Source organism: Psychrobacter sp. 72-O-c, assembly GCF_904846605.1.
In the GTDB taxonomy this organism is placed as follows: domain Bacteria; phylum Pseudomonadota; class Gammaproteobacteria; order Pseudomonadales; family Moraxellaceae; genus Psychrobacter.
Genome location: NZ_CAJHBI010000030.1, coordinates 23,909 through 38,199, shown reverse-complemented (window position 1 = coordinate 38,199; position 14,291 = coordinate 23,909). Strand labels below are relative to the sequence as shown.

Here is a 14,291-nt window from a genome sequence, read left to right as displayed (position 1 = left end):
AAACCCTATCGAGCAGACATGGGCATGGATTAAACAAAAGCGTAAAGAGTGGCGTTTAGATTGTATTGATACGTTGTTCTTCTTATGGTTCTTTATCTGTGATAGTTGTTAGGTTCTTTGACTATAGCGCGTGTTCGCTTGTTTATAAGGGGACGTTGTCAGAGTCGGGGTCAAATACCAAGCGCCACACATTACCTAATAACAGCCAATAAAAAACCTCGCTACCTAAAGGTAACGAGGTTTTTTGTAATGAAGTTAGTAAGTACATTACTAAGCTCATTTAAAGTTTATTTATTTAAATTCATTTCCATCTCTTTAAACTTCGCTGTGACTGAAGGTTTTGGACCGCCCGTCATGATACTTACTGCGAAGATAGCAATGGTACTAAGGATAAAGCCTGGAACAATCGCATATAACCAGCTGTTAAGCGCCATACCATTCATCTCGAACGGACCATATATCCACAAGATAACAGTCAAGGCACCAATGACCATACCAGCAACAGCGCCGTTACGGTTCATACCGCGCCATATCAAGCTAAATATCACTAATGGTCCAAAAGCAGCACCGAATCCTGCCCAAGCATTAGATACTAAGGTAAGTACTGAGCTGTCAGGGTCAGAGGCAAGCATGATAGATACTACAGCGACTAATACGACAGAGATACGACCAACCAATACTTGGCGGGCTTCTGGAGCGTCTTTATCAAAGAATAGCTTATAAACATCTTTAGTTAGCGAACTTGATACCACCAATAATTGAGATGAGATAGTACTCATAATCGCTGCTAAAATCGCTGCTAGTAGGAAGCCTGCAACGAGAGGATGGAATAGAAACTGAGTAAATACTAAGAAGATAGTCTCAGGATCATCTAAAATCATCGACGTTTTTTGTACATAAGCGCGACCAGCAAAACCAGTTGCCAAAGAACCAATCAGACTGACGATCATCCAGCTCATACCAATGTTACGTGCCGCTGGTACATCTTTAACGGAACGAATTGCCATAAATCGGACGATAATATGGGGTTGGCCAAAATAACCTAAGCCCCATGCCATTAATGAAACAATACTAATAAACGTCATACCGCTGGTAATATTCAGTAAGCTTGGATCAATGCTTCTAACAGAATCAGTGACCGCTGATACACCGCCAAGATCAGTAAAGGCAACGATGGGGACAATGACCAGCGCAAACAGCATGATAATACCTTGCACAAAGTCAGTCATCGATACCGCTAAGAAGCCACCAAATAGCGTGTACGCGACAACCACACTTGCGGTGACCCAAAGACCAGTACTATAAGAAAGATTGAGCGAGCTCTCGAAGAGCTTACCGCCACCAACTAAGCTGGCTGCAGTATAAACGGTAAAGAATAGAATAATAACGACCGCGGAGATAACCCGTAGCATGTGCGACTTATCTTCAAAGCGATTAGCAAAATAATCTGGCAAGGTAATGGCATTGCCAGCAACCTCAGTATAAACACGCAAACGCGGCGCGACTATAATATAGTTTAAAAGTGCACCAATTGTTAAGCCAAGTGCAATCCATATACTAACGACCCCATCGGCATACATATAACCAGGGAGACCAAGTAGTAACCAACCGGACATGTCTGACGCACCAGCGGATAACGCGGTTACCGCAGGGCCGAGACTACGACCCCCAAGCATATAACCTTCAGTGTCATTGGCTTGCTTAAAGTAAGCATAAACCCCAATCCCAATCATCACCAAGAAGTAGGCGCCTAACGATATCAGTACGCCACTAGAAACTCCGTTCATATAACTGTCCTTAACCAACTGTGTTGGCTGTAATTATATTTAACTATAAAACTTTAACCTTAAAGACGGTGTTTGAAAACAAGGTCCAAAGATAAGAAAAGCCATTAAGTAGGACGTAATGGCTTTTGATTTGTGACCAGTAATTACTTTTAGTTTTATATGATTGATACTATTTTAGGGATAACCCTTTTTAGATGCGATTTTTTAGAGGTGATATTTTAGAGACAATAGGAATCGCCGTTTCGCGCTTCCTATTTGATCAGCAACATCCGTTAACCACTAATAAAATCAATCATTCAAAACCGTTATATCTACTATATAGTCATATCTACTATCTGTAAGATTTATATTAGCACTAAAGCTATTATAAAAAAGTCTATCATGGATAACATCTATGACAAAAATAAACAACATAATATGAAAAAATAGTAGATATCTAACACATAACACCATTGTTTGAGGTACTTACAGCTTTTTTGCTATGGTACCTTACTCAAACTGTTCAATATATGACTGTCAGTGTTATTCTGGTAACCATATGTTATAAAAACCAAGTCGAAAACATTATAACGTAAGAAAGAACCAATTGCGAATAACGTTTTCTTTTTGTTGTGCGCTTATTTAACCTTCTATAGATTATGCCAGATAACCCTACAAAACATTAATCAATAGGGGCAAGAAGATCTAATAAAGCAGTAACGCTACTAGACTGTGTGAGCTTAGGATTGATAACAACACCTAAATAGCGCTGTAGCTCAACATTGTCCGCCATATTGATACGCTCTAAATCCTGACTGATCAAAGTTTGTGGCAATACTGACCAACCAAGTCCAACAGATACTAACATTCGAATGGACTCAAGCGGATTGGTGCTCATAGTGGCATAAGGTTTTAGATTGTTTTTGGCAAATTCAGCTAGGGTAATCTGGCTGGTAAAAGTATTAGCAGATGGCAAAATAGCGGGATAACGCGCTAATTGCTCTAATGTTACATTGGTCTTTTTTGCTAGTGGCGATAACGTACCCGTCATAAAGTATAGTGGGTCTGACCATAAGGTATGATAGGTTAAGCGCTTATCATAGACGGGTGGCAGGGTTAAAAATGCCAAAGATAAATCGCCATCTAACACCGCTTTGTGTGCTGTTTCTGAGTCTACAAAATGGACTTCTAACTGCACCGCGGGATAGGCTTGGATAAAGTGCTTTAATACGGGTGCCAGATGGTGCAAACCAATATGATGACTGGTACCGATAACCAGTTTACCGGATACAATATGCTGGGAGTGTTGCAGATTAATCTTAAAATTCTCATAATCTTCAAGCCAGCGTTTGGCATGGGGTAGCATTTCACTTGCCGCTTGGGTCGGCACAATACCGCGACCTACGGTATCGAATAAAGTAATTTTGAACTCTTCTTCTAAGTTCTTGATGCGCTTACTGACCGCAGGCTGAGTAATAAAAAGCTTTTCTGCTGCGCCTGAGATACTGCCAGTGTGCATAACCGTTACAAACGTCGTCAAGTTAGTGGTATTCAAACCGATGTCCTTAGCTACAGTACGAGCTATAAATAAAAGTTGGCTAACCCAGTCATAACGTCTTAGAAATAAAAGTTTGTGACTGGGTAAAAATCATCAATTATTATTATAGGATTAGCCTGCTATAATCACAAGACATCGAGACGATTTTTGACATCTTTTGACATTTTTATTGTCTCAGCCCTATAAATTCTTAGTATTTTACGATTTTATAAAGACAAACGCCTGACTTTAGACATTTATAACTAATAGAGTGAGACTAACAGAGCGAAAAATGAATTAGAAAATTTTATATTAAATGTTTATAACATCAGGTCAGGCCTTTCATTGACAGAATATGTATTCATAAAAAACAGATAAAAGATACTAACAGCAGATACGTTAGCGAAATAACGCCAAAGCCCACACTTGAAGATAGAGACTCAGCTTATAACATCTAAGCGGGGACAAATATTAAGCTAAGCAATTAGCAACCAATAAAGGATAGCAACATGGCCGGTCAAACCTTATATGACAAACTTTGGAATGCTCATGAAGTCACTGAGCGTGACGACGGTTCAAGCCTAATTTATATTGATCGCCATCTGCTGCACGAGGTAACTAGCCCGCAAGCATTCGAAGGCTTGGAGCTGGCTAATAGAGCACCGTGGCGACTGTCTGCCAATATTGCCAGTCCTGATCACAACGTACCGACTGTGACCAAAGAGCGTTTAGAGGGCGTGGAAGGAATCAAAGATAAAGTCTCACGCTTACAAGTGGTGACCCTAGACGATAACTGCGCTAAATTCGATATTGCTGAATTTACTATTAATGATGCTCGCCAAGGTATCTTGCACGTGGTCGGACCTGAACAAGGTTTAGTGCTACCAGGCATGACCGTTGTTTGTGGTGATTCACATACTGCCACTCATGGTGCGCTTGGCTGCTTAGCACACGGAATTGGTACTTCTGAGGTTGAGCATGTGCTTGCTACTCAGTGCTTGATTCAAAAAAAATCAAAAAACATGCAAATCCGTGTCTCTGGTAAGCTAAGCGCTGGTATAACATCAAAAGATGTGGTGTTAGCTATCATTGCGCAAATCGGTACTGCGGGTGGCACAGGGCACGCTATTGAGTTCGCCGGATCAGTGTTTGAAGATATGAGCATGGAAGGGCGCATGACCGTCTGTAATATGGCGATTGAAGCTGGCGCGCGCGTTGGGATGGTAGCCGTTGATGACACGACGATTGATTATGTCAAAGGTCGTCCTTATGCGCCAACTGATGAGCAATGGCAGCAAGCAGAAACTTATTGGCGGACGTTCTGTTCAGATGAGGATGCCGTGTTTGACACGCTTATCGAAATAGATGGTAGCCAAATAGCACCGCAGGTCTCTTGGGGTACGTCCCCTGAGATGGTAGTGGATATCACCCAATCAGTACCAACCCTTGATCAAGCAGTGGATGCGGCGCAAGAAGAAGGCTGGTTACGCGCTTATACTTATATGGGCTTGCAGGCAGGACAGAAAATCACTGATATTCAGCTGGATCGTATATTTATTGGTTCGTGTACCAACTCGCGTATCGAAGATTTGCGTGATGCAGCAGCAGTCATTAAAGGCCGCAAGGTAGCGGATAGTATTACAGAAGCTATTGTCGTAGCTGGTTCAGGCCAAGTGAAGCGTCAAGCCGAAGCAGAAGGATTAGATGTTTTATTTACGGATGCTGGCTTTGAATGGCGTGAGCCAGGTTGCTCGATGTGTCTTGCGATGAATGCGGATAAGCTTGAACCTCAAGAGCATTGCGCATCGACTTCTAACCGCAACTTTGAGGGTCGTCAGGGTAATGGCGGGCGCACGCATTTGGTTAGTCCAGCGATGGCTGCTGCCGCCGCATTGGCTGGTCACTTTGTCGATGTGCGCACTTTTTAGTCTTTATTTATCCCTGATATTCGGTAAATGCCTATTATTAGGGTAAAGGGTGGTCCAATTAATGAGATGCACCACTCTTTACTCAACAAGACCCATGATCTATAGGAAATTATTATGCAAGCTTATAACACCCAAACCGGCATCGTCTGCCCACTTGATCGCTCAAACGTTGATACCGATCAAATTATCGCTAAGCAGTTTTTAAAGTCCATTAAACGTACGGGCTTTGGGGTCAATTTGTTCGATGACTGGCGTTATCTGGATGAAGGTTATCCCGGTCAAGACAACAGCAAACGTCCTATCAATCCGGACTTTATTTTAAATCAACCTCGTTACCAAGGTGCGAATATCTTATTAGCACGCAAAAACTTTGGTTGTGGTTCTAGCCGCGAACATGCTCCGTGGGCGCTCTCAGAATACGGTTTTCGTACGATAATCGCGCCAAGTTTTGCGGATATTTTTTATAACAACTGCTTTAAAAATGGCATGTTGCCCATCGTTTTAGATGAAGCCATTGTCGATCAATTAATGAAAACGACGATGGAAAATGAAGGTTATGAGCTGACGGCTGATTTAGAACGGCAAGTGGTTATCACGCCAACGGGTAAAGAATATCCCTTTGAGGTTGAAGCGTTCCGCAAGCTTTGTTTGCTAAATGGCCTTGATGATATTGGCTTGACCTTGCAGCAAAGTGATGCCATTAAAGCATACGAGCATAAAATGATGCAAAAAACGCCATGGATATTCAACCAAGTACGAGCATAAACTCAATGATTAGTGTAGACAATAGTGTTGATTAAAATATGTCTTTGAGAATACAGCGTTGAGTTATAGTGGCAAACTGGCTAAAATGTATAGTAATCTTTAGGGTATGATTAAACCTTGATAGTTTGTTATGTGTCCTTTCATTTTATAAAAATAGTAGCCGTCATTATGAATAAAAAACGTTTTGCTGTATTCACCAGTACGATTTTGGCCACAAGCTTATTGTTGTCTGGCTGTCAGCTATTGACTGGCTATCAAAAAATAGATGAGGCTGAAAATGCTACGGCATGGTCAGGCCAAGTCATACCTATGGATGGCGAGGTTAATATTGCCTGTGAAGGAACGTATCACTGTGAGATTACCAAAATTGATAGAACATCAGTAATATCAACGGATACCCATAAGCCAGTTGATCTTACGATGTTGATCTCTATTTTAAATGCTGATGGAATACCTTATGCGAAGCTCAGTAAACGTGAGCAAGCGCAGATGCAAGTAGACACGCTACCGCTTTTAGATAACAAGTCCGTAAAAATAGTACCTCTATCAGCTTCTGGTATGCCTGGCCTGATTAATTATTATGCGCGCGTTAAACCTATAAAGCGTGAAGTACATATTAATTTTTATCCCGAAAACAACGTCGACTATATCGAACGTTTTGCCCTAATTGATGAGTTTAAGCAGTCAGGGACGTATTTACTGCGAGCTTATCGCCGAAAGTCACCTCAAAATAATGGCAGCTTATTGGACACAGCCTCACCTGAGCCTCTCTGTATTGATTTGCTAAAAGACAATATTTTGCAGCGTCGTTTTTGTAAGCAGTCAGATACTGACAATCAAGGCGAGTTCGTAGAAATAAGTATGATTATGCCAGAGTCAACGCCAAAAGTAGCTCCTTAGGGTAGTGCCGCTTATGGCAGTGAGATTGAGCTTATAGCTGGGAAATCTTAACTAAGTGCTCGATTTTTAGGAAGTAACCGCTTTTAATACGAATAATTCATTAACCTTGCACTTATCTCATCAATCAACAAGGAATAGTATGGCAACGATTTTAACATTAGCAGGCGACGGCATCGGTCCTGAAATTATGACCCAAGCCATTGATGTGCTCCAAGCAATCAATAAGAAGTTTGCGTTAGACTTGACGCTTGAGTCAGGATTGATTGGCGGCGTGGCGGTTGACGCGACGGGTGAGCCATTGCCAGAAGAAACCTTGAGCCGTGCGCGGGCAGCAGATGCCGTATTATTAGGGGCAGTTGGTGGGCCTAAGTGGGACAGTATTGAGCGTAGTAAACGCCCTGAACGTGGTCTACTTAAAATCCGTAGCGAGCTTGGATTATTTGCTAACTTGCGCGTTGCCAAGCTGTATCCGCAATTGGTCAATGCCTCAAGTATCAAACCTGAGATCATCTCAGGCCTTGATTTACTGATCGTTCGTGAGCTGACTGGCGGTATTTATTTCGGTGAGCCGCGTGGTATTCGTACCTTAGAAAATGGCGAGCAGCAAGGCTACAATACTATGGTGTATAGTACTAGCGAAATTAAACGTATCGGTAAGGTAGCGTTTGAGATGGCGCAAAATCGTGCTCAAGCAGCAGGCCGTCCTGCTAAAGTGTGCTCAATTGATAAAGCCAACGTCTTAGAAGTAACTGAGCTGTGGAAGCAGACGATTACAGAGATGCAAGCAACGGATTATAGTGATGTGAGTTTGTCGCATATGTACGCTGATAATGCCTGCATGCAACTGATCAAGAACCCTAAGCAGTTCGATGTCATGGTAACGGGCAACATGTTTGGCGATATATTGTCAGATGAAGCTGCTATGCTGACGGGCTCTATTGGTATGTTGCCATCAGCCAGTCTCGATGAACATGGCAAAGGGATGTACGAGCCTTGTCATGGTTCAGCACCTGATATCGCAGGTCAGGATAAAGCCAACCCTTTAGCAACGATTCTGTCTGTCGCTATGATGCTGCGCTATACCTTTAAACAGGAACAAGCGGCGCAGGCTATTGAGCAGGCGGTCAGTGATGTCCTTGATGACGGACTGCGTACTCTAGATATCTTAGATAGTAGTGAGACTGGATTGACCCAAGTGGGTTGTCAACAAATGGGTCAGGCAGTATTGGCCAAACTAGGGTAAAAACTAATTATAAAGCTTAATATCCACTATTTTATCTCCCATAGATTGCTTTGCAATTTATGGGATTTTTTATGCCGGTACTGATGATCGTACTGAAATTTCGATGGAAGATATTAAAACTCATTTTAAGCTACTAAAGAGCCTATAAACCAAATTTTTATCCTTCAAGGACAATATCCGCATTAACATAGATACTGTAGGAGTCGCTACTTATTAACACAAAGTGGTTATATGCTCACATGGCGCTGTGGCATGATTGTTGAATAATAAGAAACACTTTGTTGAAATTTAATATTAAGAGTAACTTTAGGAGTCTTCATGTACAAATTAACAAAAATCAGTGGTGCTATAGCAGCGATAGGTCTTTCTGCAACTTTAATGATGGTTAACAGTAATGCAGAAAGTACTGGTAACCCAGACCGCGCAGCAAAAACGCAAATGGATATGATCTCTACTTTAAACAATTCCACTGCCAGCGCTAAAAACAAAAACGGCAGTGACGTCAATACAGGTCCCGAAATCAGTCCCGTTACTAATGGTACTAGTCAAAAGTTAACAGGTAACAGTAAAACGGCAACTTCCCTTAATAAGTTTTTACCTACTATTAAATATACAACAGAAAACTTACCGAACGTCGCACAAAAGGTAAATAGGGCTAGCTGGAACACTAGTACAAAAATAGATCGTAATACGGGCACGAAAATTCAAGCGCTGCTCAATTGGCAACAAAGCGGGGTTGGAGCGGTTGATGGGTATTGGGGTAAGAATACTCGTAAAGCCATGCAGGCGTTTCAAAAAGCTCGAGGTTTGACAGTCACCGATACGCTCAACGATGAAACGTGGCAAGCGTTAACTAAGAACAATAAGCTGATGGCGCAGCCAGTACTGGTTAGTTATCAGCTTAACGATGCCGACGTCAATATCAAAACGACCAACATTCCAGCGAGTGCCGAAGCCAAAGCCAAGCTTGATGGTATGTATTACGAAAGTGTTACTGAAGGACTGGCAGAGAAATTCCACATGAGTGAAAAGTATCTGAAGTCATTGAACCCTAGTGCTAGCTTTAACGCGGGCGAGGTCATAACCGTTTATAATCCTGGTAATCCTAATACCAAGCCAGTCAGCCGAGTGGTTGCTGATAAGAACACTCAGACCTTATACGCTTATGATGATAAAAATAATTTAATAGCAAGCTATCCTACTACGGTTGGTAGCACAGCAACGCCATCGCCAACAGGCACTCATGAGGTAAAAGTAAAAATTCATGAACCTAATTATACTTATACCAATGATGATGGCAAAAAGTCTATCATTCCACCAGGTCCTAATAATCCGGTCGGTTCGGTATGGATTGGACTTAGTAAGCCTACTTACGGTATTCATGGTTCACCAGATCCTGCACGTATCAGTCGGCAAGCGTCAGCGGGTTGTGTACGTTTGACCAACTGGGATGCACTGGCGCTACTAGGTACTATCGAAAATGATGCGACTGTAGAGTTTCAGTAGCGTTTAGTACTTAATACCAAACACAAAAATACCGCTGATAATTAGCGGTATTTTTTATAAACGAAGATAAAGTATAAGCGGTAAAACTAAGATCACTTGGTGCAAGTATAACGTCAGTTATTAGACAGACTTTTACCAGTAGATATTAAATATATCCAACTATGATATATTTAGCTATTATGACGCGTTCAATACTCACCCAAATCGTTATAGTGAATAAAAGGAACACTCCTATGAATAGCCAATCATGAGCAGGTTATCAGTGTCGTTATTATTGTCAGTTAGACCACTCAGATACTGGTATCAGCCGATTGATCAGAACCGTTAATAACTAATGCTACCCATACTTTAGCCTTATAAAGACTGCTTTTCAGGTGACAAATTAGTTTTTGCCACGGTAAGTAATACGACCTTTCGATAAGTCGTAAGGCGTCATCTCAACCTTAACCTTATCACCGGTCAAAATGCGGATATAATGCTTACGCATTTTTCCTGAGATGTGCGCAATGATTTCGTGTCCGTTTTCTAAACGAACTTTAAATAGCGTGTTTGGAAGGGTGTCAATGACTTCGCCTTCAAATTCAATAATTTCGTCTTTGGCCATAATTCATATCAATCAGTAGAAAATCAAGCCCATATTATACGTAACTTGGCAAGTTAAAGCAACAAAATATCCGATGGTTACTTGACAGCTTGTAAGTGTTATGTATACCAGTTAAGCGTTATGTCAGTCAGGTAGGTTGAGCCAAATAGGCGTTAAAGGGGCTTTAGGTAATAGGTGTTGATAGTTTTCTGGATAATAGGCATTAACAAAATATAAGCCATCACCTGACGCGGTAGGCGGGGCGATAGTACGATCTTTTTTTGCCAAAATATTCAGAAAGTCTGCAGGTTGTAAATTATGCTTGCCAATGGCATAGAGAGTGCCCATCAAGTTGCGCACCATATGATGCAAAAAGCCATCCGCTTGAATATCGAAGACGATAAACTGTCCATGGGTAAAGAGCTTGGCATGGCTCACTGTGCGCACTGGCTGATTTGATTGACAAGCAGCGGCGCGATAGCTGCTGAAGTCATGCGTGCCAGTAATATCAGCGGCAGCAAGTTGCATCGCTGCCAAGTCAAGAGGCTCATAAATGTGGGTGACTTGATGATTGAGTATGGCAGGGCGCTGAGCTTGGTTGAGGGTAATATAACGATAACGCCGGGCAATCGCCCCAAAGCGGGCATGGAAGTCGGCCGGCATCGGTTGAATCCAGCGCAGTGCAATATCATCAGGCAGCAGGCTATTAACGCCGCGTAGCCAGTTGTTATTCGGACGATAAGCATGGGTGACGAAATGGGCAATCATGTTGCTGGCATGGACGCTAGCATCAGTCCGTCCCGCGCCAATCACTTCTACCGGCTCATTAGCAACTTTACTGATAGCAGTTTCTAGCGCTTGTTGTACGCCCAACACTTCTTTTTGTCTTTGCCAGCCGTGATAACGGGTTCCTAAAAACTCAATGCCAATTGCTAAGGTATAAGTTGGCCTATCCTGAGACATGGTAGATTCATGGGTGGTAAGTTCGGGCATTTTATATTCAGGCACTGTATTTTGGGGTTTATAATAGAGTCAGGCATAAGTAGTCGTCACAATACATAAGATTTATCATAATAGCTAATCGTCATGATTGCTTATGAGGGCTGCTTATAATGCTTAATCATGAGACTTGATAGTAGTAGCAGTTATTTTTATCAAGAGCTGGTTTTATAAGAAGCTACTTTTATCAGTGCTTGTCGCCCTTGTTCAACGTTTTTTAACCGTTATGCCAGTCTGATTGACGCTATGCGTCCAGCGCTGCCGCCGGCGAGCAGGCGTGTCATAACGTAGCAACAACCATAGCAGGCGAGCATAGATGGCCGGAATAGTTAAGCGGCCACCAGCGATAACATGATAATCATATTGCCAACTGCCCGCAGCATAATTGTCACTGACCCCGCCAAACGGACATTGGCTGGCGCATATCACCATGTGACCCTGTTTATAAGCGAGCTGTAGCGCTTCTGCTAGCGCTGTTGAGTAAGGAACATTGCCTGCACCAAATCCCAATAATATAATTCCGCATGGCGGCTCTGATAATAGCGCCTGTAACTGATTGCTTAGAACTTCAGAATCATTTGGTAGACAATATAGGGCGTGAATACGAGCGTGCTCGGTACGTGCTTGAATACTATCTAAAATAGCATTCTGATCGTCAATCCAGTGCTGCCGACGTGTATCTGGTAGCGTTTTGACATAACTGTTAGCGGGATAAGCGGCGCGCGAATGACCAGTAAACGCCATAAAATCATGACTGTGTATTTTTTGTACCGTTTGCGCTGGCCACGATTCACCGCCAAAGCTAATCTTAACGCCTGATGTACCACCAGCTGCTAACTTCAGCGAATCGTTGAGATTATCCCAAGCGTCACTATTGGTATCAACGCTATATTTCTGTAGCACTTCACTGTCTAATAGCGGACGCATACTGCCAGTAACGACTAGGCAAAGATCACTACCTGCAAAAGATTCAGCTAAAAAGGCTCCTAAATAACTTAAGGTATCCGTTCCCGTTATTAACACAAAACGCCGATACCCCTGGGCATAGGACTCTAATAGTAGCCTATAAAAGTGCATAAAATCATTAGGGGTTAGTTGGCTGCTGTCTTTGATCAGCGTATTATCCAGCCACGAGATACCAGGTAGTCCTGCGCTATCTTCGTGCTCAGCAAGCAGTTGTTGTAATGTTGGTAAAAATACTGCTGCTGATAACGGAGCCAATGGCCGTCCATAGCTCCCAAAGGTACCGCCAGCATAAATAAGCTGAAGAGAGTTAGAGTTGGGGACAGTCGTTGCTATAGAAGATAAGGACATAGTATAAACGCAGTAAGGAAAAGTAAAAGAAGGAGGGCAGCTAATAGAGAGAGATAATATAACTAACAGTAAAGTAGGTTTACAGCTAAATAGGCTCAGAAATAAATAAAAACAAGCATCCTACTATCATAAAATGCTTGCTAATTCTAATTAGAATTAAGCCTTCTAAGCCGTGCGGTCAAGCAGAGCTTGAGCTTGATGTTGTTGCTCGCTATTACCTTGAGCCATAACTTCATTAAGTAAGCGTTTGGCACTATCATATTCGCCCAGTTTTAGGTATTGTTCGGCCAAATCCAAAGTCACTTGATTACTATCTAAGGTTTTGACAAAGTCAAAGTCTGCGGCAAAACGTGACGTAAAGTCTGCTGCCGTTTCAGCATCAACCCTGTCATTGCCGCTTTCAATATCGCTTTCGAGGCTACTACTCTCTTCAACTTCGACTGGAGTCGTTGCTGTTGGTGAGCTGGGCGTAGGGTCAAAGTCGAAATCAAAATCATCATCTATGAATGTAGTGTCATCGAACGTTTCCGGTGTAGTAGGTGCATCAGTCTGCGATTTGTTTTCTGCATCTGATGAATCAGTATCCTCTAAGGATAAGGTGAAGTCGTCTTCTGTAGATTGAACAGGACCATCAGCAACGGCGTTGCTTTCAGTATCATTATTATTACCGGCAACCGTATCAGTATCAAGGTCAGCATCAGCCGCTAAGTCTGCAAAATCTAAGACAAAATCATCATCCTCTAAGCTTATCTCTTCCAAACTGCTGTCGTCTTCTGCTGTGTCTACAGGGGTATGGTCTGCAGGAGTAGTCGCTTGCTCAGGCAAATCAAAGTCCAGAGTAAAGTCGTCATCCTCTGTATTTTCAATAGCAACTGGATTATCTGTAGCTGGCGTAATAAGATAGTCGTCAGTCGTAACTGAGCTTTCTTCCTCATTCGTATCTAACTGATCGACAGGTGTGAGGTTGGTGGCAACGGGCTCACCTGTATCAGACTCTAAATTACTAGCGGATTCTAAGTCATCGGCAGATTCTAAGTCACCAAGCGTAAGCTCAAAAGTGTCATCCACGTTATTGTTAGCAGCGTTGGTATCGTTTAGATCAAGAACGGGTTCTGATTGTTCGGTAGGCGCAGCCCTCTCTGGACTGGTGCTAGTCTCAGCAGTAGCCGTATCAAAAACACGGTCTTTATTGCTTTTTTCACTGACAGCTTGTGCAGTAGGTAAGTCAAAATCTAGACTGTCGAAATTATCACTATTGTTATCAGTTTCTGTTACGACTGGCGGTACTTCTTGATCTTGCTCTCCAACTAACAAGGCTTTTAGCTCATCGGCTTGATTAATAGTCTCTGCATCGCTATGCGCTTTGATAGCATCATAGACTCTATAAAAATCATCAAGTTGATCCGTTGTTGCATAGACGCTAAGGAGTTTAAGCAAAAGCTGATTGTCGTTAGGTTTTTCTATTAAACCACGATCTAGGGTCTCAATGGCTTTATCATAGCGCTGTTGATCCATAAAGCGCTGAGCGATAGCAGTGTTATCAAACTTATTTACGCTATTAGGGTCGCGCTGAGCGGTACTATGGCGATCCTCGTTGTGGGTTGATACTGGCGCATTGGCTGCCGCATTTCTACCCGTCTGTATAGGCCGCTGTTCTGGTGGATTTTGCGCTTTATTTTTGCGCAGTACCAGTACGGCTACCAGTAAAATGAGCACAAGCCCGGCAATGATATATAGCATATTATCCATA

General features: G+C 42.5%; 12 protein-coding genes. 5 read left to right on the top strand and 7 right to left on the bottom strand.

The genetic code is table 11. The features are described from left to right. Positions 1-142: 142 nt before the first annotated feature. From JMX97_RS13920 to JMX97_RS10880, 3 genes are all read right to left on the bottom strand, one after another. A complete protein-coding gene (locus JMX97_RS13920; protein WP_265089457.1) occupies positions 143-268 on the bottom strand; it encodes a hypothetical protein in 126 nt (41 codons plus the stop codon). A gap of 19 nt (positions 269-287) precedes the next feature. Then, on the bottom strand, positions 288-1,787 hold the full coding sequence (putP, locus tag JMX97_RS10885; protein ID WP_201558079.1) for a sodium/proline symporter PutP: 1,500 nt from the start codon (positions 1,785-1,787) through the stop codon (positions 288-290). A 661-nt stretch (positions 1,788-2,448) separates the two neighbouring features. After that, complete coding sequence (locus JMX97_RS10880) at positions 2,449-3,321, bottom strand: LysR family transcriptional regulator (RefSeq protein WP_201558078.1); 873 nt, start codon at positions 3,319-3,321, stop codon at positions 2,449-2,451. 491 nt (positions 3,322-3,812) lie between these two features. Between JMX97_RS10880 and leuC the strand changes: the two genes are divergently transcribed. From leuC to JMX97_RS10855, 5 genes are all read left to right on the top strand, one after another. Further along, positions 3,813-5,231, top strand: coding sequence for a 3-isopropylmalate dehydratase large subunit (gene leuC, locus JMX97_RS10875; protein WP_201558077.1), 1,419 nt, complete (start codon positions 3,813-3,815; stop codon positions 5,229-5,231). 114 nt (positions 5,232-5,345) lie between these two features. Next, entirely contained in the window at positions 5,346-5,996 is a 651-nt protein-coding gene (gene leuD, locus JMX97_RS10870; protein WP_201558075.1) for a 3-isopropylmalate dehydratase small subunit, read from the top strand. 168 nt (positions 5,997-6,164) lie between these two features. Continuing rightward, the gene (locus JMX97_RS10865; protein WP_201558073.1) at positions 6,165-6,896 is read left to right on the top strand and encodes a hypothetical protein; all 732 of its coding nucleotides are present in this window, start codon (positions 6,165-6,167) and stop codon (positions 6,894-6,896) included. 139 nt (positions 6,897-7,035) lie between these two features. Beyond that, positions 7,036-8,139, top strand: a complete 1,104-nt coding sequence (gene leuB / locus JMX97_RS10860) for a 3-isopropylmalate dehydrogenase (RefSeq protein WP_201558072.1) — start codon at positions 7,036-7,038, stop codon at positions 8,137-8,139. Positions 8,140-8,457: 318 nt separating this feature from the next. Then, positions 8,458-9,645: a L,D-transpeptidase family protein gene (locus JMX97_RS10855; RefSeq protein WP_201558071.1), complete on the top strand. Its 1,188-nt coding sequence runs from the start codon at positions 8,458-8,460 to the stop codon at positions 9,643-9,645. 382 nt (positions 9,646-10,027) lie between these two features. Here JMX97_RS10855 and infA read toward each other — a convergent pair whose 3' ends face one another. The 4 genes from infA to JMX97_RS10835 all read right to left on the bottom strand — a co-directional run bounded on the left by infA (position 10,028) and on the right by JMX97_RS10835 (position 14,290). Then, positions 10,028-10,249 carry a translation initiation factor IF-1 gene (infA, locus tag JMX97_RS10850; RefSeq protein WP_010199824.1) on the bottom strand — a complete coding sequence of 74 codons (222 nt, stop codon included), beginning with the start codon at positions 10,247-10,249 and terminating at the stop codon, positions 10,028-10,030. A gap of 123 nt (positions 10,250-10,372) precedes the next feature. Continuing rightward, positions 10,373-11,221 (bottom strand): tRNA pseudouridine(38-40) synthase TruA, encoded by an 849-nt coding sequence (gene truA / locus JMX97_RS10845; protein ID WP_413786407.1) that lies wholly within the window; start codon positions 11,219-11,221, stop codon positions 10,373-10,375. A 213-nt stretch (positions 11,222-11,434) separates the two neighbouring features. Then, positions 11,435-12,541 (bottom strand): asparaginase, encoded by a 1,107-nt coding sequence (locus tag JMX97_RS10840; protein ID WP_201558070.1) that lies wholly within the window; start codon positions 12,539-12,541, stop codon positions 11,435-11,437. Positions 12,542-12,706: 165 nt separating this feature from the next. Continuing rightward, entirely contained in the window at positions 12,707-14,290 is a 1,584-nt protein-coding gene (locus JMX97_RS10835; RefSeq protein WP_201558069.1) for a FimV/HubP family polar landmark protein, read from the bottom strand. Position 14,291: the final 1 nt, after the last annotated feature.